Here is a 26,378-nt window from a genome sequence, read left to right on the forward strand (position 1 = left end):
TAAATATAAAGCTCTACGTTATGGAGGGCGCTTGCTTATTTATTATAGCGACTCCGGTTCACTTGCATTTATGTAAAGACATACTATGAGTTAGTTCGAACCTAACCGCAGTTAGGTGTAACTCTTATTATTCATGTAAACTTCCTTTTAGTCAGAGTGTTTACACTTTTTCAACCATAAGGTTTTACCAGCTTTGCTGATCAAACACAAAGGGCTTGAATTGTAAACAATTCAAGCCCTTTGTGAAGAATTCGGAAACTAAATTAGCCTTGAGCTTTCATTTGCTTGATGCCTTCTTCAAGCATTTGTTTCATCATAGGGATTTGCTCTAGAGCTTGACCACAAATTGCATCACGTTGATCTTCAGGTAAACTGTTGATCATTGTTTTCATTTGTGAAATTTGATCATCAATCAATTTAATTTCAGCAGGATCAGTTACATGAGTTTTTGCTTCACTAATCATTGAATCAACTTCAGATACATATTTTTCACAGTTATCAGCAAAAACTGCAGTGGAAGAAAGAAGTAATGCTGCTGAGATAATAATCTTTTTCATAATAGACCTTAAATAAAAGAGTGATTGATAAGTTTTACTGCTATATTTGGACAACAATCATATCATCTTTACATAACATTTAAACTTGTATAAATTGCTTAGAGCAATAAAAGAATATTAATAATTAATGTACAAATTATCAAGCTTTTTATTCATTAAATCAGTTAATGAATAAAACTTTTTATCGACTTCTAAAAATAATTCTGCCTTTTGTAAAATCGTAGGGAGTCAATTCAACACTGACTTTATCGCCCGTTAAAATTCTAATGTAATTTTTACGCATTTTTCCTGAAATATGAGCCATTACGACATGGCCATTTTCTAATTCAACCTTGAACATGGTATTAGGTAATGTTTCAATGATTGTGCCTTGCATTTCGATATTGTCTTCTTTTGCCATTTAATCCTCTTAAATATGACTTTGTTTACTTAACTACATAATTAATCAAATGAAAAAGTCCTGATTCCATATTTACGTTGACCGTTTAATTTGACTAATTTTGCAATGATTAAACTCACTGCATTCTTTTTAAATTTAGAGTGATTTAAAATCACTTTGAGTTTTGGTTTTTCCCTCTTTTAAACAATTATTACTCTATATCCTGATTTTTTGTTGCGACCATAACTACGTGCAATGCTGTAAAATCAAGATAATTCATTTATTTGAGAGATTAACATGGGTTAGGTAATGTATTTTAACATAGTATTTATGTATTTGACGAACAATAATTCAACTTTTAAAAGATTATCAATTATTCGTTAAAAAGTTCAGTTTAGTTCAGCTTTTTGCCAACCACAAATAACGTTTTAAATAATTTGCTTGATTTTATCAATTAGTGAGTAAAACTTTGTACTCTATAAAAGTGATTTAAGCACATATTTAAAAAATTAAGCTTTGATTAAACTACTCTTTTAGGATAAATTATTTATGCAAAAATTTATATGCTTAGAGTGATCATCAAAACCTTCAAATTTTGGTATCAATTTTGCGAACATGTAATTGAATACTCCAAAGAGTGCAATAAATATATAAAAATAGACAATATTACTCTATTACTCTATTACTCTATTACTCTCTGTAATGTTAGCTACATAACCTATTAGCTTATAAATCATATTTTTTTTGTAACTTCACCTACTTGATAAAACTTTTTTAAACTTTGTAGCATAGCCAGTGCAGGTGAATATACTTCATGAAAATTTATTTAATCACTTTTGTATCCTTTTTCTTCATCACATTTCCTACCTTCTCCCAAGAAGTTGTCCAAGTTGAGCATAATCAGAGGGTAATGGATAAAGCAAATCTATTATCGGAAGCAGAAAAAATAACTCTAAACACTACCCTGCTAGAATTTGAGAAGCAACAAAATGATGGCTCACAATTTTTTGTGTACATTGTTAATTCAACACAAAATGAAACAATCGAAGAATTCGCTTATAGGGTTTTCAATACTATAAAAATAGGGTCTAAAACATTAAATAACGGTATTTTAATTGTTATGGCCGTTGATGACCGAAAAGTAAGAATAGAAATCGGTTTAGGCTACGAAGCCATTATTACAGATGTTCAAGCAGGTAGAATTATTAGAGGAATTATCTTGCCTAAATTCAAAATGAAAGAATATTTTAATGGTATAATGGATGGCGTAATAAAAACAATCCACATAATTAATCCAAAATTTCATTCTTCATCTATTTCAAATGAATTCACAGATTATAATCAAACAGTTTATAGTTTGGAAAATCCTTTTGAACACCTTGCTAAGTTTCCTGTTATTATAATGCATGTTTGCCTCTTGATTTTTGTTTTCGCGATATTAACTTATCTTAAGACAAATCAAATTCAGTCAGCAATATTAAAAGAAATATATACCTATGATAACCTTCAAACCAAAAAATCTAGGGATACGTGGGCTCAACATATTAAACGAATAGTGGAATATTCAAAATATAAATTTTATTACCCTCCTTATAAAGTTACTTTTATTGTTATGCTACCAAGTTGCTTCATTTTAATAACTATTTTTTTATTTATTCATGGATATCCAATTAATTTTGAAAATGTATTTTTTTGCTTCACACTTGCATTTTTTTATAATATGTTTAGTTTATTACTTTTTTATTTGATTTTAACTATTTTTTGGAAACCTTTTAAAATGCAAATAAAAGATGCCAAGATTATTGCAATGAATAGTCCGAAAAATTCGATATTGCTTCGAAGCTATTCAAGCAGCTTTTCGCGGAGTTCCAGTTCTTCTAGTATTTCGAAAGGAAGAGGCAGTAGAGGTGGAGGCTCTAGTCGTGGAGGCGGTGCTTCAGGAAGTTGGTAACATTAAATGATTAAATAAAAGTGTTCAATATGGGGCTAATACAATAAAACGTATTTATAAAAAATCACATGCCCTCATAAATCCATTTTAAAACACATTAAGATCTTTCCTACTAAGAGTCTAAATTTAAAGGAACTACATGAAAAAAATATTAGCCATTGTAATTTTATTTTTAATGATTTTTTCTATTGTTTTAATTAAACAATATAATAGCATTCAAAAAAAACACGAAGCGGTAAATGCAAGTTTTTCAGAAGTATTTAACCAATATCAAAGACGCTATGATTTAATTCCGAATCTTGTTAATACCGTTAAAAGCTACACTATCTATGAAAAAGAAGTCTTAGAAAACGTAATTAAGGCAAGAAGTTCAGTAGGGAAAATTAATATAAATGCAGATCAAATAGATGATCCTAAATTAGTGATCAAATATCAAAACGCACAGAATGAATTAAGTTCATCTATTACAAAACTATTAGCCATATCAGAGCAATACCCAGATCTCAAAGCAAGTTCTTTGTATCAAGATTTAATGGTTCAATTAGAAGGCACAGAAAATCGTATTTCAGTTGCAAGAAGTCGCCAAATTGAAACAATCAATCAGTATAATGCCCAATTAAGAGAGTTTCCAGCCATTATTATCGCTTCATATATGGACTATCAACCTATAAACCAAATACCCCCTAGCAATGACTCTAAAATTGCGGTAGTACCAAAGGTTGAACTATAAATTAACTTTTGTCTTGTGAAGGAGATATAGTGATTAGTGTTCCAAATTCATTGAATGAACTATTAACCAGAGCTAACTATCTTTCTGGGTATTCAATTTCTACAGTCGCAGATGCATTTAATTTGAGTGTTCCAGCGGACTTAAAGCGTCATAAAGGATGGATTGGTAATTTTATTGAGCATGTACTAGGTGCCGATGCTGGTAGTAAAGCAATACAGGATTTTACCGAATTAAAAATTGAACTTAAAACCATTCCTGTAAATGATAAATATTTTCCTTTGGAGACTACATTTGTTTCCTTAGCTCCTTTAACGGGTAATGTAGGTGTGACATGGGATACATCACATGTTCGTAATAAACTACAGCGGGTACTGTGGATGCCAATTCAGGGGAATAGAGATATTCCTATTAAAGATAGACTTATTGGTAAACCTATACTTTGGGAACCTTCACTACAAGAGAGCATCACTTTAAAAAAAGATTGGGAAGAACTCACAGAATTAATTACGCTTGGACAATTCGACAAGATCAATGCCGCTATTGGTGAAGTTTTGCAATTACGCCCTAAAGGGGCAAACAGAAAATCTAGAACTCATGCTTATGATAGTTCTGGCAAATTGATAAACACACTTCCTTTAGGTTTTTATCTTCGTACAGGATTTACTGGAAATATTCTTCAAAAAAATAAAATGTAGTGATAGCTAATGGAAATCAATGTGACAGTGTTGGTAATACCGAAGGCCCTCTAAATGAACAGTTGGAAAATATCTGCACCTGCAACTTGATGTAACTTTAGTATATGTGAGAAGTTGTAGATTTTGCCTAACTGTGCATCTGATGTGAATACTTCTTTAAACTCGTATTAATTTATTGAGATATTCATCCTCATGTTAGTAACATAAACCCATCGAATCAAGACTTTGAAAATACATGAGGTAAAGATTTGAGCTTGGATCTTTGTTTAATTGATGTTTTATAAAAATTCAAAGGAGTTTAAATCACAATTAGATAGATAACCAGCTAGTCTATGTAAATAGTAATTCATTTAAGATAATATTGACTAATGGAGTCTGCACTGTACTCATCGGGGTTAAAAAAAATAAATTCACGAGAGCCCGAAATAAACGTCTAGATAATTGATACGTTCCTCCTTTTAGCAGGTATAAAAAATCAGTCATATGCTATTTTGTAGCACTTAAAAAAGAAAAGATGGCTTTACCTTTGCTAAATGTTCCCTTTGAATTCGATTACTTTAACCGGTGAAAGTCTTAAAATAAATTAGATGATTATCGATGATCTTTTTAAAGTTTTACGTTAAAATCAATTTTTAATTCTCCAAGTTTGCATTCTCGTTGCAACTTTTTAAAAGTATTTAATTTCGCCTTAAATAAGGCTTAAATGGGTTTATTATGTTTGATTTGAATTTTTTAGGCTTAAGTCTATTCAGTTTTGCAGGCGCAATTGAGATTGGTTTAATCTATTCTCTGGTTGCGTTGGGTGTTTTTATCTCTTTTCGAATTCTAGACTTCCCGGATTTAACAGTGGATGGTAGCTTTCCCTTAGGTGGTGCAGTGGGTGCTGTCATGATTGTATTAGGGTTTAATCCTTTTACCGCTTGTTTAGGGGCAATTGTAGCAGGATGTTTAGCGGGCCTAGTCACTGCTTGGCTTAATGTTAAATTAAATATATTGCCACTACTGGCTAGTATCCTCGTGATGACAGCTCTCTATTCAGTGAATTTAAGAATTATGGGGGGACCTAATATTCCACTCCTTAACCAAGAATCTGTTTTTTCGTTAGCGAATATTTTTGGAATGAAAGAGTTCTTATTTAAGCCTATATTTTTATTAGTCGTTGTTATCATTGTTAAAATTCTTATCGACTATTTTTTCAAGTCAAATTTAGGGTTAGCCATACGTGCTACGGGTGTAAATGCAAAAATGGCTCGCGCACATGGTGTAAATACTAACATTACGGTGCTTCTAGGCATGGCTATTTCAAATGGCCTTGTTGCTTTGGCAGGCGCCCTTTTTGTTCAAAGTAACGGAAGTGCCAATGATTCAATGACAGGAACTATTGTTATAGGATTAGCAGCTGTAATCCTGGGTGAAAACTTATTGCCTGGAAGACGACTATGGATAACGACTCTTGCTGTGATTGTTGGTGCGGTTGTTTACCGTATTTTTGTTGCTCTTGCTTTGAATGCATCATTTCTCCCTAAATTTTTGCAATTACAAGCACAAGATTTAAGTCTTATCACTGCGTTTTTGGTTGCTGTAGCCTTAGTTTTACCTCAACTCAAAATTAAGTCCAAATTGGCCTTGCTCTTTAAATCTTCTAAAGGATAATCCCATGTTAGACGCGAATAACTTAACGTTAACATTTAATAAAAACACACCAATAGAAACTAAAGCACTTAGAGGTCTAACACTAAACATACCTCAGGGCCAGTTCGTAACTGTTATCGGCTCAAACGGCGCAGGAAAATCCACTTTCTTAAATGCCATCTCCGGAGAACAAAAAGTAGATAGTGGAACAATTAAAATCGATGGCCAGGATGTGACTAAAAAAAACAGCTGGCAAAGAAGTGAGTCAGTAGCCAGAGTGTTCCAAGATCCTATGGCCGGCACCTGTGAAAGATTAACTATTGAAGAAAATCTTGCACTTGCATCAGCTAGAAATCAATCCAGAGGATTGAGTCCTGCAAGTAACCATACACTTCGTAAAGAATTTAAAAAAATCCTTTCTCGCTTAGAACTTAATTTAGAAAATAGATTATCAGATAGAATAGGATTGCTTTCTGGAGGACAACGACAAGCCATAAGTCTTCTTATGGCGACAATGCGCCCCTCTAAAATTTTATTACTCGATGAACATACAGCGGCTCTAGATCCTAAAACCGCAGCATTCGTTCTTGCTTTAACGGATAGTATTGTAAATGAAAGTGGCCTTACGACGATGATGGTAACTCATAGTATGAGGCAAGCATTAGATCATGGTCATAGAACGATTATGCTTCATCAAGGCAAAGTTGTGCTCGACGTAGCCGGAGAGGATCGCAAAGGACTCACGGTAAATGATTTATTGCAGATGTTTGAAAAAGTAAGGGGTGAAACACTTGATGATGACAGTCTTTTATTAAGTAATTAAATGTTCTAAACATCCCATTTTACATTTTGAAATATAAGGAGTCTGAAATGAAAATTAATCGCATCAGCCTAAAAAAAATCACTTTTTCACTTGGTATCATGGGCTTATTACTTAATCCATTCATCGTTTTTTCTCAAAACCAGCAGCTGCCTGAAATTGGTACTGCTGCGACTAGCACGCTCAGTCAAGATCAAGAAAATGAGATGGGTGACTTTTATATTCGCTTGCTAAGGGCTAACACCCCATTAATTTATGACCCGACGTTAACCGCTTACATTAATCAGTTAGGTAATAAACTAGCTAGTCATGCAGACAGTAATAATGCAAATTTTACATTTCATTTAGTCAAAAATGATGATATCAACGCCTTTGCTTTTTTCGGTGGACATATTGTTTTGCACTCAGCTCTATTTAGAGAAACTAACGATGAAAATGAACTGGCTTCAGTCGTAGCACATGAAATTGTCCACGTTACCCAGCGCCATTTAGCGAGAGCGATGGAAGATGAAAAAAGAAAAGCTCCCCTGACTTGGGCTGGTGTATTAGGAGGCGTACTTATTGGTATGTCAAATCCTAATGCGGGAATGGCTACAGTGACTGGTAGTATGGCCAGTAGTCAACAATCAAGATTAACTTTTACACAAAGCAATGAGCGAGAAGCAGATAATATCGGAGTAAACATCCTACAAAAGGCTGGTTTTGACGCCAGAGGAATGAATAATTTCATGCAAAAAATGGCTGATAATGCTAGGTTTACCAGTAAACCACCAGAGATTTTATTGACACATCCATTACCCGACAGTCGTCTTGCTGATGCTAGAAGTAGACTTTATCAATTACCTGAACAAGATAGACCTTCATCCGAAGATTATTATTTTGCTAAAGCAAAAGTACTCGCTATTTATGCAGGCAATAATCCACAGAATAAAACTGCTTTTGATACACTAGCACAAGGTTCCGTAGCTTCGCAAAATGCCCATAGCTATGGTTCAGCCCTTAAATTAATGGACAAGAATCAATTTGCAAAAGCCTATGATATTTTGAATCCTATGTATCAAGCATCACCTACAAATTTATGGTTTGTTGATGCGATGACAGATATTGATATTGGCCTTGGAGAAAGTCAAAGGGCTGTTACTAGAATAGAATCACTTCTTAAAACACCTTCATTGCGGAGTAATCATATCTTACAAATTAATTTGGCTAACGCCTATTTATCGCAAAAACAATATGCAAAAGCCAATCAGTTATTATTTCAAATAGCCCGTCAGACACCAGACGATCCTAATATTTGGCAATTACTTGCGCAGAGTGCAGCTAAAATACATAATCGTTCATTGGAATTGCAGGCAAGAGCTGAAAATTATGCTTTAAGAAGTGATTTATCAGGAGCGATCACACTGTTGAAGCAATCTTTAACTTATGAGCAAAGTAAAAATGATAAAGCAAGGGCTCAAGCAAGAATTAATCAGTTAATAGCTCTAGAATCCAGATTTAAAAAATTTAGATAAGCAGTAAAGTAATGCTATTATTTCAACACCAGCAGAAAAATACTACTTTAAACCTCATATCAAAGAACTCGAGTATTCTTTACTTAAGTTCTAACAAAGAAATAAGACTATAATTTAAATTGTTTTCTTACTACTTACATTCATGTTTGATATTTAGACTACAATTATCTATCTGTGACACATTTTTACTGGTGTCACAGATAATAATATCTAAATTAATAATGCACTAGAGATTTTTTCTTGTAAATCTTTAGATAAATTATCTAATTTTGCCAACGCTTCTAAAGCATTTTTCATCAAAAATGATTGTTCCCCGCCAAAACGCTTGAAATGTAATAAAGGCTCAATCAACCTTGAAGCCACTTGTGGATTTGTAGTATTTAGTGTAGTTAAAACTTCAACTAAAAACTGATATCCCTCTCCATCATTTGCATGAAATCCTTGGTGATTATACTGACTAAATACTCCAACTAATGCTCTGATGCGATTAGGATTTTGCATTGAAAATGCTTGATGATTCATTAATGCTCTTACTTGAGTCAATACATTCTTATCTCTTGATAATGCTTGAGCTGATAGCCATTTATCCATTGCTAAACTTTCTTCAAAATACATATGTTCAAAAGTATCTAAAAGTTCTTTTCGACAAGGAAGTTGACATTGCACTGCTATATTAAGTGCCGCTATTCTATCTGTCATATTATCTTTATTAAAATGCAGTTTTACTAAATTATCTATGATAGTAAGAGAAAGTTGATTAATTGAGTCGTCATCCTCTCCCATCGTACAGTCTTTAATTTGATGATAGTAGTTTAAATGTGCTTTAATTTCAGAATCAAGTACCACACCATATGCTATATATCTTAGTGATAGATTGACAAATCCACGCTGCGCTGCATCTTTTGCATTTATTTGATAATTTTCTAGTCGGTACCGATGGAATAGTGCCAAAAATTCATCTTCTAATGCAAATCCTAACTGACTTTGTATTGAGAGTAGAGTTTTATCTATGAGCAACGGATTAGCCACATCAAACCATTGTATTACTTCACTTACTGTAGGTAGAGTTAATAATTCGGTTGCTAATCCTACATCAAGGTTTACATCCAGAAGCACGCCTTTAAAAATAGTGATTAAAGATTCAGGGATTACGTACGGTTTGCCCTGCTCTGCACTTCTCAAGGCATCTTTAATAATCGTTGAAAAAATCTTCTGTCCTGCATCCCATCTCTCAAATGCATTAACGGCATTTTGCATTAACATCAACAGCTGTGAATGGGTATAGGCGTAATGAAGCTTAATCGGTGCACTAAAATCCCTCAAAAAAGTTACAGTGGGTTTGGTATTTAATCCAGTGAATGTAAATACCTGACTTTTTTGCGTTACAAGTAATAATTTACTTTGAGATATATAAGATTCTTGTGTTGCTCCTTTTGGGTTTATAGCAATCTGCTCTCCTTTTTCATCATAAAAATCAATTACTAGAGGGATCATCATTGGTTGCTTATTGATTTGATCATTCGTATCAGGAATGTGTTGAGTGATTGTCATTTGATAAACACCAGAATTTTCATCAAATGAGTCAACTACATTCACTTCTGGAGTACCTGCTTGGCTATACCATAATTCGAATTGAGACAAATCTAATTTACGTCCAGCATTTATTAATGCTTGTTGCATTGCATTTAAAAAATCAACGCATGTTACCGCTTGGCCATCATGCCTAGCTATATAAATTTTCATCCCTTCTTGGAATAATGCTTCTCCAAGTAAAGTATGGAGCATCCTGATGATTTCAGCACCTTTTTCATAAACTGTAACAGTATAAAAATTATTCATCTCCAGCACTTTATCTGGTCTTATTGGATGAGCCATAGGACCTGCATCTTCCGCAAATTGCACAGTACGAAGAAGTCTTACATCATTAATCCTTTTAAGCGATCTATTGCCCATATCAGCACTAAATTCTTGATCACGAAAGACAGTCAGGCCTTCTTTTAAACTGAGTTGAAACCAATCACGGCAGGTGACACGATTTCCTGTCCAATTATGAAAGTATTCATGCCCGATAACCGCTTCAATATTTTGATAATCTATATCTGTTGCCGTATCTCTTTTGGCCAGAACAAATTTAGAATTAAATATATTTAATCCTTTATTTTCCATAGCTCCCATATTAAAGAAATCAACAGCAACTATCATATAAATATCTAGATCATACTCTAATGAGAAACGTGTTTCATCCCATTTCATTGAGGCTTTAAGGGATTGCATCGCAAAATCAGCTTTATCCAAATTTCCTTTATCTACAAAAAGTTGAAGATCAATACTCCTACCACTTCGGGTCAAAAATTTATCTTCAAGCAGATCAAAATCTCCTGCAACTAAAGCAAACAGATAAGCTGGTTTTAAAAAGGGATCTTCCCATACGACATAATGTTGATATTCATTTAAAAGCCCAGAATCAATTAAATTTCCATTAGATAGCAGATAAGGATATAACGTTTTATCGGCTTCTATGCGAGTTGTAAATTTAGCTAATACATCTGGTCTATCTAAATAATAGGTGATCCGTCTAAAACCTTCTGCTTCGCACTGAGTACATAAAGCATCACCTGATTGATAAAGTCCCTCAAGAGAAGTATTTGCAGCAGGGGCAATATGATTACGAATTGATAACTCGAACTCATCCCCTAACGTTGATAATTTTTCAGCAGGTATAATTAGCTGTTCAGCTGTTTTTGTATATCCTGTGAATATCTCATCGTTAATAATAACTTCGATTAACTGAATTTGCTCACCATCTAATACTAAATCGCATGGGGCAGAAGTATTTTTTTTTATCCGCATTAAGGAACAAACTTGCGTTAAATTGGCATCTAATTGAAATGTTAAATAAACTTCATTGATAAAATAAGAAGGCGCTTGGTAATCCTTTCTATATTTTGGCTGGGATACTTTAGATTGCATGACTCTCTCTCTTTTTAGTGAATTATCCAAATGATAAGAAGGTAATTGATAGAAACTATAAGATAACCTTTTATCTGGTTGGAATTTTCTCGCTGAACTCTTGGTGAATATCTTATGATATATCATTTGATATTCGTTTGTATTATTGTAACAGGCATTCTCTTAGCACTGCGTTTAAATGAAATATAGGTCCATTTTGTCAGCTTATTGTAACATACCCACCTGTAGATGAAATGAGTTGTCTACTCTTATTGTGACTTTAACTGACTTGATTTATTTTTTTGCACAATAACATGAATTTTAGTTCTAATAGATGAAATTAAGTTATTTCACATTCTTCGCCTAATTTCCTATAGTCATTCGAACATCAATTAAATCGATTAATTCATAACAATATACCAGAGGTTTTTATGTCAAAAAATAAAATTACAACTAAACATTTTCGCAACCTAATTTTATCCTCATTAATAATAAGTGGATTCACTTTCAATTTTGCATATGCCAACACACCCAAAGATACGCTGATTATTGTTCAACCGTTAGATGATATTATCAGTATCGATCCTGCTCAGAGCTTCGAATTATCTAGTATTCAAACACTACCTAGCCTCTATCAAAAATTAGTTAATGCAAGTCGAGAAAATCCAAATGAACTAGAATTAGACTTAGCAAAAAAATACGATGTAGATCCACAAAATAAAACAATTACATTTTATTTGGATGAAAATGCGAATTTTGCGTCCAATAATCCTATCACAGCTGATGATGTAATTTATTCTTTGACACGTGCAGTTAAACTCAACAAGGCACCGGCTTTTATTTTAGGAGTATTGGGCTATACTCCAGATAATATCGATAGACAATTCACTAAAATAGATGATAAAACCGTTAAATTGCATTGGGAATCAGACATAGGTGCACCCGTGGTTTTATCCGTGCTTACCTCCCCTATTGCATCAATAGTTGATAGTAAAATAGTCAGTCAAAATGCGAAAGGAAATGATTATGGTAATGAATGGCTAAATGCTAATGCAGCTGGAAGTGGTCCTTTCATTCTAAAATCTTACAATCCACAAAGTGCCATCGTTTTTGAAAATAGTCCATTGATATCTAAAAATGAACCTACATTAAAAACCATCATCATTAAAAATGTACCCGATGCAACAGCTAGAAAGCTTCTACTAGAAAAAAAAGATGCTGATATTGCCCGTAATCTATCTACAGATCAGTATGCTGAAATTGAACGAACTAAAAGTGCAACCATATTACAATTTCCTTCTGCAGAATTGAATTATATCGCTTTTAATGCGGGCAATAGTCAAAATCCTGTACTTAATGATCCCGCACTTTGGGAAGCAAGCAGATATCTTATTGATTATGAAGGGTTAACAAAAACATTATTAAATGGACAATATGAAGCTCATCAATCATTTTTACCGAATGGATTTCCTTTTGCTTCTAATGAATTACCTTTCAAATTCGATCCAGAAAAAGCAAAAGAGATCTTAAAGGCTGCTAATCTCGAAAATATACGCATCAAATTAGATGTAGAAAATAGACCACCTTTTTTACAAATTGGACAAGCCCTGCAGGCTAGTTTTAAGGAAGGTGGCATTGACTTAGAATTATTACCTGCTGCAACCAATCAATTGTATGCAAAAATACGAAATAAAGAGCACGAAGCGGCAATTCGCTTCTGGATTCCTGATTATTTCGATGCACATTCTAATGCCAGTACATTTGCATATTATGATGAAAATGTTTCAAGCACTGCTAAAACCAACGGATGGATAATACCTGAGCTAAGCAAAAAAACTGCTCAAGCGGTCCAAACATCTGATAATTCATTGAGAAACAACTTATATAGAGAAATTCAAAATGAAGTTAGAAATAACTCCCCATTCTTATTTTTTATCCAAGCCAATAACAGTGTTGCCATCAATCCATCCGTGAAAGGTTATTATCAAGGCCTGAATGCAGATATGGTCTATTACGATAAAATATTGAAAGAATAGTTATATAGTAACTAATCTCTTTTAACGCTTTAATATAAAGGTAGTAAAGCATGCTAAGCTTATTAAATTTGATTAAAAAATCCTTTTGGCAACTGGGAATTTTATGTCTCACCTTACTAGGTTTGCTTGCTTTTACTTTTGCCCTACAACAGGCATCTCCCATTGATCCGATCATCAAAATTGTTGGTGATAAGGCCAGTGAGGAAACGTATAATCAAGTCAAAACAGAATTAGGCTTGGATAAGCCGTTGGTTGTTCAATTTTATAATTATTTAACTCAGATTCTCTCTGGAGATTTCGGGATTTCAAATACCAGCCAAAAACCAGTATTAACAGAACTTCTTGAAGTTTTTCCAGCAACTTTAGAAATCACAATTCTCTCCGTAATAATCGGTTCTCTAATCGGAATAGGTTTAGGATTGCTAAGCGCTCGTCAAGCAAATAATTTTGTAGATAATTTAATTCGTCTTTTCATTTTACCTGGTATCGCTATGCCAGCATTTTTACTAGGTGTGATATTTATCACGCTTTTCTATGCTCATCTAGATTGGCTTCCTATTGGTGGTAAATGGTCCATGTCAATTGAATATCAGTTTCCCACTGATTTTAGATGGACTCATATCAGTTTAATTGATGGTCTCAGAAGTCCTGTTGAAGGCGCTTTTATGGATGCTATACTTCATCTTACCCTTCCTGTTTCATTGCTAAGTTATTTTACCTTATGTACAGTTTGTCGTATGACAAGAAGTGCTGCCCTAGAAGAATTATCCAAAGAGTATGTTGTACTCGCTAAAGTGACAGGAAATACGAATTGGCAAATTTTATTTAGGCACATTATGCCAAATATAAAAAATTCACTCATTATAATCATCGCATTACATTTTACTCATTTATTGGAAGGAGCAGTCCTAACAGAAGTCGTTTTTTCATGGCCAGGAATGGGACGCTACCTTAAAGAGGCTTTCTTGGCTAGTAATCATAATGCGATTATTGGCGGGACCCTAATTATTGGTGGCTGCTTTATTGCGATAAATATGACAACTGAAAAATTAACAGCGAACTCTAAATGATGACTTTATAACTTATGAAATATATCCCTTTAAATCCACTTTATGTGTATCTTTCTTTGCTAGGTTTATTAATACTTATAGCCTTTTTTGCTCCGTGGGTAGCACCTTTCGATCCTCTAAAACAGGATGCATCAGCCAGATTAAGTGCCCCTAATTTAACCCATTGGCTAGGCACTGATGGTTTTGGGCGTGATATTTTATCTAGAATAATTTTTGGATTAAGGCCGACGGTAATCATACTCTTCACCGTAGGTATTTTTACTGTGTTCATCGGTGTAGTGATTGGTGTCTATAGTGGACAATCAACATCTTGGGTTGGTCGATTGTTAATGCGATTCACGGATATAGTAATGGCTCTGCCGAGATTATTAATTGCTTTCGCTTTTGTCGCAATATTAGGTAATGGTGTTTTCAATGTTATTATCGCCCTTGTGCTGACTAGTTGGCCTTCCTACGCTAGACTAGCTAACACACTTATAAAAAATATTTCACAAAGTGATTTTATTTTAGCCAGTAAAATGTTGGGTATTTCAGCCCATAGAATTTTTTGGATTCATTTACTTCCTCTTTGCCTACCGCAAATATTCGTGAAATTAGCTATTGATTTAGCAGCTATTTTAATCACTTGCGCGGGTTTAAGTTATTTGGGACTAGGAGTTAAACCACCTAATGTTGATTGGGGAGGGATGGTAGCTGAAAATGCTGAATTCTTAACATCCCATTGGTGGGTAGTTATGTTTCCAAGTCTATTTATCATCCTCACCAGTCTGCTATGCGTGCTTATTGGAGAGTCTTTAAGAGACCGTATCGATAGTCGATTTGTAACCCAATAGGAATAATTTTTTATGGAAAACCGAATTAATAATGATGTTAAAGATAACAAACTAAATACTTTTAATCTTGTTTCTATTTCTAACCTTTCTATTGGTATCAATCGTATTAAATCTACTTATAAGAGTAGTCATTCTTCCTCACTTATCCTCGATAATGTTTCAATGAATATTGGCAAAGAAATTGTTTGTCTCATTGGTGAATCAGGTTCTGGGAAATCGACTTTAGCTAAAGTACTAATTGGAATTCTCAATCCAGCACTTAGTGTTTATAATGGACAAATTGAATATTTTAGCTCTCCTGAAGATCATGCTGTGAATTTACTTCAAGAGAATGTAATTAGTCAGTTAAGAGGAAAAACAATATCGATGATAATGCAAGAACCTAAATATGCATTAAATCCCAGTTTAAATTTATTAACACAACTTGATTATGCTTATTTAGGTTCTCTTACAGGAAAAAATAAACTTCTTTACTATTATCAGCTACTAGATGACATTGGGTTATCACATGAAATATTACATGTAAAACCACATAAATTGTCTGGAGGAATGGGACAGCGATTTATGATAGCTTTGGCCCTATTAAATAAGCCACAATTGATTATTGCAGATGAGCCAACTTCAGCGCTAGATTATGATTTAAAATACCAGATATTAGAACTCATTGTTAACCGATGCAAAAAAAATGATATCGGCTTATTACTTATCAGTCACGATCTTCCTTCAGTAAAAAAATATGCTGATAGAATATATATAATGAAATCTGGCTCTATTGTCGATAGTGGGGATGCAAACCTACTAGTAAAAAGTCAAAATCACTACACTAAACTCCTTTGGGCTTGTAAACCTAGCAGTCAAACTTACCAAAAATCACTTCCCACCTCTTTGGATACACTTTAAAAATAGATAAAAAAATAGGAATACAAAGACATTATGCCGATTTTAAGCGCCCAATCCATTAATATTTTTTATGATGATCAACCAAAGGTACACGACATAAATTTCACCATAAATAAAGGACAAACAGTAGGTCTTTTTGGCCCTTCAGGTTGCGGTAAATCCTCACTTTTAAGAGTAATAGCTGGACTCTATAAAAACTATTCAGGCCAGTTTTTTTTCGAAAATAATCTCTATAAACCAACGCTTGGTCAACACATTCATCATATCCAAATGGTTTTTCAAGATCCTTATAGCTCCCTTCATCCTAACCATACTATTAATTTTATTCTCACAGAACCCCTAAAAGTGCAAGGTATTAATAAGAAAAATTTAGAAGAAAAAATACAATCTCTCTTAGACATTATTGAACTACCCTCTAAATTATTAGCATACTACCCTCATCAACTGTCAGGAGGACAAAGGCAACGTATAGCAATTGCAAGAGCCATTCTATTAGAACCAAAACTAGTCCTGCTTGATGAACCCACGTCAGCTCTAGATATGCCTGTTCAAGCAAGCATTCTTAATTTACTAAATAGATTAAAAGCTCATCTGAATATGAGCTATCTTTTGGTCAGTCATGACAGAGATGTTATCGCTCATATGTGTGATTACGCCATTGAAATGGAATTAGGAAAAATAATCAAAATTCATGAAAGAAGCGACTTAGACTTATGGGCATAATTAAATAAACATAAAACTTTTTACTTACTTGATGGTATTCAAGCTTAATTTAGTGGATAATAGGCTTTTGTTTGATTGAGTAAACTTTTTGGAGCCAAAAAACCGCTTATGTTTCCTATTATTAAATCTCTAATTGATACAGATGCTTATAAATTATTTATGCAACAAGCTGTTTATCATTTATATCCTGACACAGTTATCACCGCTGAATTTCGCTGTCGCAATAATGAAAATTTAGGTGAATATGTTAATTTAATAATTGAGCAAATCAATTTTTTGGCCGATGTCCATTTGAATGAAGAAGAATATCATTATTTACTCTCTCTAAATATTTTTAATGACGAGTATCTGACTTGGTTAAAATCATTTAGATTTAACCCCAATCAAATAAAAATTGCTAACCAAGGAGGTAAGTTAATTCTTACCATTTCAGGAAAATGGGTAGAAGCCATTTTGTGGGAAGTCCCTCTACTAGCTATTATAAGCGAGGTTGCCCACAAGGCAGTCCAGACAATCAATCAAAATGATATAATTTTAATCGCTAAAGACAAGTTGATAAATAATCTTAATGAATTAGTCGATGAATCCACTAAAGAAAATATTCCACTGACTGACTTTCAGTTGATAGAATTTGGAACTAGAAGGCGATATTCTTTTGAAGTACAAAATACCATTATTGAAACCCTAAAAGAGTTTGAGATTGAAAATAGCCCTAATTTTTTCAGTGGAACAAGTAACTTATTCTTCGCTTTTAAACATAATCTTAACGCGGTGGGCACACAAGCTCATGAATGGTTTCAAGCGCATCAGCAACTTGCCCCAAGTCTAGAAACCTCTCAACAATTTGCATTAAGTCAATGGCTTAAAATTTATCCTACACAGCTTCCTATTGCGCTTACTGATTGTATCAATATGGATGCATTTTTAAGGGATTTTGATGCTAATTTCGCAAGTCAATTCCAGGGATTAAGGCATGATTCTGGTGATCCTATTACTTGGGGAGAAAAAGCACTTGCTCATTATCAACAATTAAGCATAAACGCCCAAAATAAAAAATTGGTATTTTCTGATAATTTAGATCTCACGAAAGCACTTTCTATTTATCGCCATTTTTTAGGTAGAATACAAACCAGTTTTGGCATAGGCACAAGACTAACTTGTAATATACCCACAATAAAACCACATAATATTGTCATTAAATTAACCACTTGCAATGGAAAGCCTGTGGCTAAAATTTCTGATGAACCAGGAAAAATTATGTGTAACGATACAAATTATATTAAAAAATTAGCTGATGCTTTTAATATTAACGTATAAATAGATAAAATATATTAATGCTCACCCAGTAAGCGCGCAAAATAAAAGAGTAATACCTGGCCTTATCTATGGTTAGCTTTACTTATTAAGCTTAAAGACTTAGACTATACACTTAATTTCAAGTTACATTTTTAAATGTTTAAGTAAAAAGGAATAAATAATGTCAGATACTTTACCTAATTGCCCAAAATGTAGTTCAGAATATACTTATTTAGACAACAATATGTTCGTATGCCCTGAATGTGCTTATGAATGGGATGAAAATAGCACTCAAACAGATGAAGATGTTTTGATCATTAAGGACTCTAATGGAACTCAATTAAATGATGGTGATACGGTAACCCTTATTAAAGATCTTAAAGTAAAAGGAAGCTCAACTGTCATCAAAATTGGTACTAAAGCTAAAATCTACCGTTTAGTAGATAGCGATCATGATCTTGATTGCAAAGTTGATGGGCATGGTCAAATGATGCTGAAGTCTGAGTTCGTGAAAAAAGTCAATTAAAAACAATTGATTTTAAAGACAGCTATTTTCATTTCATATGACGATAGCTGAATAAGGGAGTTAATAACACCTTTCTCAACTGCTAATTTTCTCCGCTAACTTGTATAAAACTGATGACAGTAAAAACCCTACCAAGACTAATTTTTTGAGTTTAAATTGAATAGTTTGATTGGCTTTATACATACTTCAGCTACATGAGTTATCATATGTACATTTGTGCCAGCAACGACACTTGGAGAAAAAATTTGTTCTAATGAACTTGGGTAGTCACCCGTCACCCCTCCTGCTTCACGAATCATTAATAGTCCTGCTAAACAGTCCCAAGAATTCATACTCAATTCTAGATAGCCATCTGTCCGTCCCTCAGCAACCCATGCGAGAGCTAGTGCACCTGAACCACCCCTTCTTACATTAAACCCTTTTTCAAGAAGTTGCTGATAAGTAGACAAATAATCTGCAAAAGAGACATTGCGATTCCAACCAAACTCTATCGTCGCAGCATCAAGATCACTGATATTTGAGACTGTTATTAATTCACCATTTTTTTTGCAATATGCCTCTTTTTTCGCAAAGTATAATTCATTTGAGCAAGGATTATATATTGCACCAAGCACGGTATTGCCTTTATAGACAAACGAAATGGTGCAACAAAAATGAGGGATTTTTCTTGCGAAATTCGCAGTGCCATCAATAGGATCAATAACCCAAAGATTATCATTTTTGCGAGCACTGCTATCCTCTCCAAGCTCCTCACCTAATATTGAATCATCTGGAAATGTCTGATGAATACTATTTCGAATAAATTGTTCTACTTTCGAATCAGTTTCTGTTAAGAAATCTTGTCCTTTTTTTAAAGTGAAACTGTTTTCTGACGATGAATTAAAACCTTCTAAGGCAAGTTTACCTGCATCTAGTATGACTTTTTCAAGAAACATTTCTCTTTGTTCAATATCAATATTATTCATAAAATTATCCCTTTGTTTAAATATTAAAAGAGCGAAAGTAAATAAATTTTGGCCCAATAAAAATATTATTTAGTATACTTACACTTTGCAAAGATGAATAATTATATCTCAATATTTAAATCAAATATGAGAATTTTTGAACGCCTCTGGTAATTGTATAGTTTTCTCTTTTCAAAGGGTAAATCATCAATTTCAGCTGGCTTAAAACCCCGCTCTTGAAACCAGTGAATACTACTTGTTGTTAATACAAAAATTTTCTCTAATCCCAGTTTTTTTGCCTTATTTTTTATATGCTCTAGAAGAATATCTCCCCGTGAGGAGTTACGATATTCTGGATGAACTGCAACACAAGCCATTTCCCCCATTTTTTCATCTTCAAATCCATACAGAGCTGCACAAGCAATGCTTAAATTGTCACGAACAACAACAGTAAATTTATCAATTTCAATTTCCAATTGTTCTCGTGAGCGCCTAACTAAAATACCTTGATCTTCAAGCGGTCGAATTAATTCTAAGATCCCACCAATGTCATGAATCGTTGCTTGACGTACTTGCTCAGCACTTTGCTCAACTACCTGGGTACCGATACCATCTCTAGAAAATAATTCTTGTAATAAAGAACCATCTTCATGAAAACTAATAAGATGGCTACGCCTCACCCCCTTTTTACATGCTGCAACAGCTGCATTAAGAAATCTTAGCGTATTTTCTTTGTGCATTAACTCTTCAAAGGAATCCATCTGTGTTTTTAATGACTCTATTTCATCTGAGAGTAGGCTAAGATATTTTTGTGCCGTATCAGGAAAAATCTCTGAAATAACATGTCCATGCTCATCACTAATTCCTTGCTGATTGGAAAACCCAATTAATTTTTCCGCATTTAGTTTAATCGCAATCTGAGTGGCAACTTCTTCTGCTGTTAAGTTAAAGCTTTCCCCTGTAATTGAAACCGCCACAGGGCCAATAAGGACAATTGCGTGATTATTCAATTGATGGTTAATCGCCTCGGTATCTATTCGCCTGATTTTTCCAGAGTGCTGATAATCTACTCCCTCGTCCACTCCAATCGGTTGAGCAATAACAAAATTTCCACTCACTACGTTAATATGAACACCTTGTAGAGGAGTATTATTAACACTCATCGATAGTTCAGAGGTAATGTCTAATTGCAACATTCCAGCTGTTTGTTTTACTATTTCTAAGGTATTACTGTCTGTTATCCGAATATTTTTGTGATAGTGCGGTATATCTCCCTGCTTTTTTATATTAGCTTCAATTTGTGGTCTTGCACCATAAACAATCACTAATCGAATACCTAAACTATGCAGCATACCTATATCATTTAATATGTTCACAAAATTTTTATTCATCAAGGTTTCACCACTGAGCATAACGACAAAGGTTTTCCCTCTATGAGCGTTGATATAGGGGACAGAATGTCTAAATCCTTGAACTAATTCCGTACTTCTTACACGATACATTTTATTTTTCACAATAAAGCCTCTTTAAGAAATTTTTTGTCATTATGCTTAGAAATTATTGAATTGATTACTTTATATCTTTATTTTATATATCTTGATACATTTAAAACACACAACATTAAAAATATATTTACCCACATTTTATGCATATTTATTCATGCAAGCAACAACTAAATTTCCTGAATTTATTTTTACCTGCAATTTATACATCACTTTTCAAGCACAAATCTCTAGTGACTACTGACGTCTCGTTGAAGTCCTTTCAAGTTCTTTATCGCAAAAAGGGAAAACTCAGCAACTATTATGCAAGGGATTATTAGTCTTCATATGACCGCAACAATGGCTTGTTTTAAAACTTGCGAACCATTGTTCGACTTTTTACAACATGCTTCAGGCCTTCTAGGGCTTAGCATGGAGTGGGTATGTTATCGCCATTAGAAGTGGTAAGGTAATGAGATAAGCCAATGTCCAACCTGATCACCTCCGTAATAACCTGTTCTGTTAATGGCGCTTAGCGCTTTCCTATGACCGTTTGACATCTTAGAAATGGATGCAAAAGCCAGCTAGGGTCATATAGCTTGCTTTATCCGCTGAAACGCTCAGTAAATATCATAGTGAATAATCTGAAATCAACTAGTAGCCATCTTGTACATCTTTTAAATGTACATTTACGCAAAAAGTGTAATTTTGGTCTACTCTAGTCACGATCCTATCATTGCTTGTAGTGCTAAAAATGTAATAATGGAAAAGCTTAAATCATATCTGCAACCATAAGATTCACAAAGTTAGCGTCATTATATCCTTGCTCTATTGAGCGAGGGTTTAAAGGCTTTTTACTAAGTTATCCGCTAAGCTGGCTAAAAAGTCTCTTTAAAAACTATTTAATGCAATTGTAATTATTAAATCAAACTTAAGAAGAGTATAATATGCAATAATGGTTTATAATATTAAACATTTATGACAAATATGACAAAAAATTACTTACACTACTAAAGGATGTTTTCTCATCATGCACCAAAAATCCCCCCAAAAAACCTTGCCAATGACTAAACCCAAAAGTCTCACATACAGAATTATTTCATGGTCCGGGGTAATGGCTATTCTTCTCCTTATTATTTTTATGATCTTTAGATATCTAGATAATCGCCCACAAGACGAATCCCCATTACCGCCGCCAATAAAAGTTTCTGTATCTTCCCTTCTAGAAGGCTCTATCACACCTAGTTATGAATTTATCGGTGAAGTTAGAGCAAAACAATTAGCACAACTTTCGCCTGAAATTAATTCAGTACGAATTTTATCTATTGAAGTGGATGTAGGTGATAAAATTTCTAAAGGAGATATTCTCGCTCATTTAGACAATCAGTCACTTATCTATCAAAAAGAACAAGCACAAAGTGATTACGATAAAGCACTCGATGAATACAATCGAAAAAGTCGCCTAGGAATTAATGGTGGAATAAGTCAAGAAGAACTTTCTAGTAAACAAATTGCACTCAAATCAGCAAAAGCCCGTTTAGATGATGCAAAACTTATGCTTTCAAAGGCTCAATTGACATCACCTGTGGATGGAATAGTTATTGCTAGAAATAAAGATATTGGCACGCTTACAAGCCTAAATGAAGCAATGTTCACAGTCGCTGTTAACCAAGAAACGGAATTTGTAGCAAATATTCCTGAAAATCAATTAACACGTTTTGCAATCAATCAAGAAGTTAGCCTGTCTCTAAGTGGCCATAATTCTTTACTTAAAGGAAAAATTAGACGAATTGAGCCACTCATTAACAATACATCAAGAACAGCAAATATTTATATTTCATTTGATGAGTCTCAATTTCATCCTATTGGTTTGTTTGGTACAGCTCGCATTAACTTAGCAGAACAAAAAGGCATTATCGCTCCAACTACATCTATTCTTTTAGATGAAAAAGGGCAATATCTTTGGACTGTAAATAATAAAAATCGCGTTGAAAAAATTTATGTAAAAGAAATATTAAGACAAGATACACAAACTATCATCGAACTGGATAAATCTCTTTTATCTGATGAATTAAATAGTAATCAATATGATTTAACAAAATCTAAAATATTACTTAGAGCGGGGTCATTAGTGAATGAAGGCGATTTAATCACTCCTCAACCTGTTAACTCAGCTACAAAAAATACTGATTTACTGAACTAAAGGAAAAATACAATGCCAATGCCATTATCTACTTGGTCAATAAGAAACCCTATTCCTCCTTTGGTGCTTTTTCTCGTCCTTATCGTCGCAGGGTCCATCAGTTTTAAGTTTTTACCTATTACCCAATTACCTAATCTTGTAATTCCGATTGTGGTGGTGAATGTCAATCAACCAGGGGCTGCCCCCTCTGAAATGGAAACGCAGGTTACGCAAAAAATTGAAGGTGCAGTGACAGGTATAACTGGAGTAAAGCATATCAATTCAACCATCAGTGAAGGATCATCAAGCACTATGATTGAATTTTATATGAGCACCGAAATTGATAGAGCGGTAAATGATACCCGTGATGCAATTAGTAAGATTCGTTCTGAACTACCTAATAATGTGTTAGATCCTGTTATCGAAAGGCTTGAAGCGGAATCTCAGCCTATCCTCATTTATACCCTAGGTTCTTCAGAACTAAATCAAGAAGAGCTTAGCTGGTATATTGATGATACGCTAAGCCGAGAACTACTTGCAATACCAGGCGTTGCAAGTGTAAGCCGAAATGGAGGAATTGATAGAGAGATTATTTTAGTTCTTAACCCAGAAAGATTATCAGCCTATGGCATCAGCGCAGCTCAAGTTAGCCAGCAAATCTCAAGTACCAATATTAATATGCCAAGCGGTAGGTTTAATGTTGGCGATCAGGAATATACATTAAGAACACTTGGTAGCCAGAAAACAATTGAAGAACTGGAAAATCTTTGGATTCATCTTAATAATGATCAACAGGTAAAATTAACTGATTTAGGTAATATAGTTGATGGTACTATTGAACAACGTAACCTAACTCGTCAGAATAACTTACCAGTAATTACTTTCAGTATCACACGTTCTAAAGGATCTAGTGATATTAATGTTGGTGATGCAGTTGCAAAAAAAATCAGTGAGTTGAGTGCCAAAAATCCTAACCTTAAATTTTCACTGGCCCTCTCAATGGTTGAGTTTACTCAAACCACCTATGACTCAACCATATATACTTTTTTTGAAGCAGCGATACTGACAATTCTAGTTATTTTTATTTTCTTAAAAGACATCAGAGCAACTTTTATTGCTGCGATTACTATCCCCTTATCTATTATACCCACTTTCATCTTTATGAATATGATGGGGTTTTCTTTAAATATGGTCAGTCTTCTTGCGATTTCCTTAGTCACAGGGGTACTTGTTGATGATGCAATAGTAGAAATTGAAAATATTCATAGACACATGAAAGAAGGTCTTAAACCTTTTAAAGCTTCTGTTATAGCAGCAAATGAAATTGGTCTTGCTGTTGTTGCGACCACCATGGTGATTTGTTCAGTATTTGTACCAGTAAGTTTTATGGATGGTATTGCGGGGCAGTATTTTAGAGAATTTGGTTTAACCGTGGCCATATCCGCATTTTTTTCTTTAGTAGTAGCCAGACTTTTAACGCCTATGCTCTGTGCCTATTTCTTAAAAATGCCTAAATATCTACATGATGAAGAAAAGCAAGGTTTTATCATGAAGCGATATCAATCAATATTGCGTTGGACACTAGCCCATAGAGCCAAAACAGTAAGCCTTGCTTTTTTGGTAATGTTTTTTTCATTTGGGCTAGCGAAATATGTTCCTTCTGATTTTATTCCTGCCAGTGATTATGGGCAATCAAGGTTATCAGTTCAATTACCGAGAGGAGTAAGTGCCAAAGATACCGATGCAATCATGCAAGAAATTTCTGCCATTTTAGAGAAACGGGAAGAGGTTGTCTCGACCATCACGAGTGTTTCTTCGCAAAATGTCAATCGTGGTGAAATCAATATCAAACTATTACCAGCTGACGAAAGAACGCTATCACAGCGTGAATTTGAAAGTGATGTTTTACCCAGTTTATTAGCATTAGCTGATGTCAAAGTAGAATTTAGTAAAGTTGAGGGGGGAAAAGATCTTTCCTATAATCTTATTGGTAGCAACAGTGAATTATTAACCATAACTGCCCAGAATATAGCCAGAGAGATGAGAACTTTACCTGAGCTTATCAGTGTCAATACCAGTGCCAGTGAAAGACAACCTGAACTGACAGTAACGCCTGACTATGCAAAGGCGGCTTCCTTAGGTATTACCCCGGTCCAAATTGGGCAAGCATTAAATATTGCGTCTTTGGGTGACATTGAAGCTAATTTAGGTAAATTTAGCGAAGGAAGTAGACAATTACCGATTAGAGTACGTTTGCCTGCTGCAGATAAACAAAATATCGAGATCCTCCATAATCTACCTATCAAAACAGCCAATGGCAACAGTGTACCTTTATCTGCAATAGCATCATTTGAATTTAATTTAGGCCCTACAGTCATTGAGCGTTATGATCGTATTCAAAAAATTGCTATTGAGGCCAATTTAAACAACGTCGTTTTAGGTGAAGCAGAAAGCAAGTTTTTTGAATTACCAAGTGTAAAAAACTTACCAGAGGGAATAACTCTGACAAGAAGTGGGGACTCAGAAGTTTTTGCTGAACTACTACGTAATTTTTTCTTAGCAATCGGTGCAGGTTTACTGCTTGTCTATATTGTTCAGGTGTTGCTCTATAAAGATTGGCTACAACCTTTAACACGTATGGCCGCGTTGCCTCTATCTATTGGAGGCGCTTTCCTTTTATTATTGATCACTGATACTGCATTTAGTATGCCAGTAATGATAGGAATGCTTATGCTGATGGGTATTGCAGATAAAAATGCAATTTTACTTGTAGATTATATGCTTGAACTTTTAGATCGTGGCTATACTAAGCAAGAAGCCATCCTCAAAGCCTGCCAAGTAAGAGCTAGACCTATCATTATGACCTCTCTTGCTATGCTTGCAGGGATGATCCCTATCTCTTTAGGAATAGGACTCAATACAGAATTTAAAGCACCTATGGCAGTTGCAGTGGTTGGCGGCTTAATATCTTCAACTTTACTCAGTCTCATTTTTGTCCCAGTTCTTTTTAGTCTAATGAGAGATTTCAGAGAATTCCTTGCAAAAAAACTGCGACCTTTAGTTAATCAAGAAGAATAAAAAAATGATTTCATTTGGTAATTGCGTCATAAACTCTTGCTCCACTTGATAATGTTAATTTTCATGCATAAATTATTCTATA

At 34.1% G+C, this 26,378-nt stretch carries 20 protein-coding genes; 15 read left to right on the forward strand and 5 right to left on the reverse strand.

Annotated elements, in window-relative coordinates:
* Positions 1-263: 263 nt before the first annotated feature.
* Positions 264-557, reverse strand: coding sequence for a DUF5339 family protein (locus tag ACFFIT_RS03240; RefSeq protein ID WP_385876211.1), 294 nt, complete (start codon positions 555-557; stop codon positions 264-266).
* A gap of 181 nt (positions 558-738) precedes the next feature.
* A complete protein-coding gene (gene infA, locus ACFFIT_RS03245; protein ID WP_385876212.1) occupies positions 739-957 on the reverse strand; it encodes a translation initiation factor IF-1 in 219 nt (72 codons plus the stop codon).
* 793 nt (positions 958-1,750) lie between these two features.
* On the opposite strand from infA, the gene ACFFIT_RS03250 reads away from it, so the two are divergent.
* The 6 genes from ACFFIT_RS03250 (at position 1,751) to bepA (ending at position 8,278) form a co-directional block, all read left to right on the forward strand.
* Positions 1,751-2,887: a TPM domain-containing protein gene (locus ACFFIT_RS03250; RefSeq protein WP_385876213.1), complete on the forward strand. Its 1,137-nt coding sequence runs from the start codon at positions 1,751-1,753 to the stop codon at positions 2,885-2,887.
* A 139-nt stretch (positions 2,888-3,026) separates the two neighbouring features.
* The gene (locus ACFFIT_RS03255) at positions 3,027-3,617 is read left to right on the forward strand and encodes a LemA family protein (RefSeq protein ID WP_385876214.1); all 591 of its coding nucleotides are present in this window, start codon (positions 3,027-3,029) and stop codon (positions 3,615-3,617) included.
* A 26-nt stretch (positions 3,618-3,643) separates the two neighbouring features.
* A complete protein-coding gene (gene mutH / locus ACFFIT_RS03260) occupies positions 3,644-4,312 on the forward strand; it encodes a DNA mismatch repair endonuclease MutH (RefSeq protein ID WP_385876252.1) in 669 nt (222 codons plus the stop codon).
* A gap of 714 nt (positions 4,313-5,026) precedes the next feature.
* A complete protein-coding gene (locus ACFFIT_RS03265) occupies positions 5,027-5,965 on the forward strand; it encodes an ABC transporter permease (RefSeq protein ID WP_385876215.1) in 939 nt (312 codons plus the stop codon).
* Positions 5,966-5,969: 4 nt separating this feature from the next.
* On the forward strand, positions 5,970-6,767 hold the full coding sequence (locus tag ACFFIT_RS03270) for an ABC transporter ATP-binding protein (RefSeq protein ID WP_385876216.1): 798 nt from the start codon (positions 5,970-5,972) through the stop codon (positions 6,765-6,767).
* A 47-nt stretch (positions 6,768-6,814) separates the two neighbouring features.
* Positions 6,815-8,278, forward strand: coding sequence for a beta-barrel assembly-enhancing protease (gene bepA / locus ACFFIT_RS03275; protein WP_385876217.1), 1,464 nt, complete (start codon positions 6,815-6,817; stop codon positions 8,276-8,278).
* 210 nt (positions 8,279-8,488) lie between these two features.
* On the opposite strand, the gene pepN is transcribed toward bepA, so the two are convergent.
* Positions 8,489-11,374, reverse strand: a complete 2,886-nt coding sequence (gene pepN, locus ACFFIT_RS03280; protein ID WP_446697444.1) for an aminopeptidase N — start codon at positions 11,372-11,374, stop codon at positions 8,489-8,491.
* 299 nt (positions 11,375-11,673) lie between these two features.
* Between pepN and ACFFIT_RS03285 the strand changes: the two genes are divergently transcribed.
* From ACFFIT_RS03285 to ACFFIT_RS03315, 7 genes are all read left to right on the forward strand, one after another.
* Positions 11,674-13,263 carry an ABC transporter substrate-binding protein gene (locus ACFFIT_RS03285; protein ID WP_385876254.1) on the forward strand — a complete coding sequence of 530 codons (1,590 nt, stop codon included), beginning with the start codon at positions 11,674-11,676 and terminating at the stop codon, positions 13,261-13,263.
* 50 nt (positions 13,264-13,313) lie between these two features.
* Positions 13,314-14,333: an ABC transporter permease gene (locus tag ACFFIT_RS03290; protein ID WP_385876218.1), complete on the forward strand. Its 1,020-nt coding sequence runs from the start codon at positions 13,314-13,316 to the stop codon at positions 14,331-14,333.
* Between the two features lie 14 nt (positions 14,334-14,347).
* The gene (locus tag ACFFIT_RS03295) at positions 14,348-15,166 is read left to right on the forward strand and encodes an ABC transporter permease (protein WP_385876219.1); all 819 of its coding nucleotides are present in this window, start codon (positions 14,348-14,350) and stop codon (positions 15,164-15,166) included.
* A gap of 12 nt (positions 15,167-15,178) precedes the next feature.
* Entirely contained in the window at positions 15,179-16,066 is an 888-nt protein-coding gene (locus tag ACFFIT_RS03300; protein ID WP_385876220.1) for an ABC transporter ATP-binding protein, read from the forward strand.
* A 33-nt stretch (positions 16,067-16,099) separates the two neighbouring features.
* Positions 16,100-16,789, forward strand: coding sequence for an ABC transporter ATP-binding protein (locus ACFFIT_RS03305; protein WP_385876221.1), 690 nt, complete (start codon positions 16,100-16,102; stop codon positions 16,787-16,789).
* 108 nt (positions 16,790-16,897) lie between these two features.
* Positions 16,898-18,106, forward strand: a complete 1,209-nt coding sequence (gene pncB / locus ACFFIT_RS03310) for a nicotinate phosphoribosyltransferase (protein WP_385876222.1) — start codon at positions 16,898-16,900, stop codon at positions 18,104-18,106.
* Between the two features lie 160 nt (positions 18,107-18,266).
* Positions 18,267-18,611: a zinc ribbon domain-containing protein YjdM gene (locus ACFFIT_RS03315; RefSeq protein ID WP_385876223.1), complete on the forward strand. Its 345-nt coding sequence runs from the start codon at positions 18,267-18,269 to the stop codon at positions 18,609-18,611.
* A gap of 137 nt (positions 18,612-18,748) precedes the next feature.
* Here ACFFIT_RS03315 and ACFFIT_RS03320 read toward each other — a convergent pair whose 3' ends face one another.
* Positions 18,749-19,576, reverse strand: coding sequence for an inositol monophosphatase family protein (locus ACFFIT_RS03320; RefSeq protein WP_385876224.1), 828 nt, complete (start codon positions 19,574-19,576; stop codon positions 18,749-18,751).
* Between the two features lie 101 nt (positions 19,577-19,677).
* Positions 19,678-21,057 carry an amino-acid N-acetyltransferase gene (gene argA, locus ACFFIT_RS03325; RefSeq protein ID WP_385876255.1) on the reverse strand — a complete coding sequence of 460 codons (1,380 nt, stop codon included), beginning with the start codon at positions 21,055-21,057 and terminating at the stop codon, positions 19,678-19,680.
* Between the two features lie 1,009 nt (positions 21,058-22,066).
* Between argA and ACFFIT_RS03330 the strand changes: the two genes are divergently transcribed.
* A complete protein-coding gene (locus tag ACFFIT_RS03330) occupies positions 22,067-23,239 on the forward strand; it encodes an efflux RND transporter periplasmic adaptor subunit (RefSeq protein ID WP_385876225.1) in 1,173 nt (390 codons plus the stop codon).
* Between the two features lie 12 nt (positions 23,240-23,251).
* Complete coding sequence (locus ACFFIT_RS03335) at positions 23,252-26,296, forward strand: efflux RND transporter permease subunit (protein WP_385876226.1); 3,045 nt, start codon at positions 23,252-23,254, stop codon at positions 26,294-26,296.
* Positions 26,297-26,378: the final 82 nt, after the last annotated feature.

Source organism: Thorsellia kenyensis, assembly GCF_042432445.1.
GTDB classification, from domain to species: Bacteria; Pseudomonadota; Gammaproteobacteria; order Enterobacterales; family Thorselliaceae; genus Thorsellia; species Thorsellia kenyensis.

Excerpts from the sequence above, each read along its gene's own strand:
- ACFFIT_RS03240 (WP_385876211.1), bottom strand. The coding sequence starts at position 557 with ATGAAAAAGATTATTATCTCAGCAGCATTACTTCTTTCTTCCACTGCA.
- infA (WP_385876212.1), bottom strand. The coding sequence starts at position 957 with ATGGCAAAAGAAGACAATATCGAAATGCAAGGCACAATCATTGAAACA.
- ACFFIT_RS03250 (WP_385876213.1), top strand. The coding sequence starts at position 1,751 with ATGAAAATTTATTTAATCACTTTTGTATCCTTTTTCTTCATCACATTT.
- ACFFIT_RS03255 (WP_385876214.1), top strand. The coding sequence starts at position 3,027 with ATGAAAAAAATATTAGCCATTGTAATTTTATTTTTAATGATTTTTTCT.
- ACFFIT_RS03265 (WP_385876215.1), top strand. The coding sequence starts at position 5,027 with ATGTTTGATTTGAATTTTTTAGGCTTAAGTCTATTCAGTTTTGCAGGC.
- ACFFIT_RS03270 (WP_385876216.1), top strand. The coding sequence starts at position 5,970 with ATGTTAGACGCGAATAACTTAACGTTAACATTTAATAAAAACACACCA.
- bepA (WP_385876217.1), top strand. The coding sequence starts at position 6,815 with ATGAAAATTAATCGCATCAGCCTAAAAAAAATCACTTTTTCACTTGGT.
- pepN (WP_446697444.1), bottom strand. The coding sequence starts at position 11,374 with ATGATATATCATAAGATATTCACCAAGAGTTCAGCGAGAAAATTCCAA.
- ACFFIT_RS03290 (WP_385876218.1), top strand. The coding sequence starts at position 13,314 with ATGCTAAGCTTATTAAATTTGATTAAAAAATCCTTTTGGCAACTGGGA.
- ACFFIT_RS03295 (WP_385876219.1), top strand. The coding sequence starts at position 14,348 with ATGAAATATATCCCTTTAAATCCACTTTATGTGTATCTTTCTTTGCTA.
- ACFFIT_RS03300 (WP_385876220.1), top strand. The coding sequence starts at position 15,179 with ATGGAAAACCGAATTAATAATGATGTTAAAGATAACAAACTAAATACT.
- ACFFIT_RS03305 (WP_385876221.1), top strand. The coding sequence starts at position 16,100 with ATGCCGATTTTAAGCGCCCAATCCATTAATATTTTTTATGATGATCAA.
- pncB (WP_385876222.1), top strand. The coding sequence starts at position 16,898 with ATGTTTCCTATTATTAAATCTCTAATTGATACAGATGCTTATAAATTA.
- ACFFIT_RS03315 (WP_385876223.1), top strand. The coding sequence starts at position 18,267 with ATGTCAGATACTTTACCTAATTGCCCAAAATGTAGTTCAGAATATACT.
- ACFFIT_RS03320 (WP_385876224.1), bottom strand. The coding sequence starts at position 19,576 with ATGAATAATATTGATATTGAACAAAGAGAAATGTTTCTTGAAAAAGTC.
- argA (WP_385876255.1), bottom strand. The coding sequence starts at position 21,057 with ATGTATCGTGTAAGAAGTACGGAATTAGTTCAAGGATTTAGACATTCT.
- ACFFIT_RS03330 (WP_385876225.1), top strand. The coding sequence starts at position 22,067 with ATGCACCAAAAATCCCCCCAAAAAACCTTGCCAATGACTAAACCCAAA.
- ACFFIT_RS03335 (WP_385876226.1), top strand. The coding sequence starts at position 23,252 with ATGCCAATGCCATTATCTACTTGGTCAATAAGAAACCCTATTCCTCCT.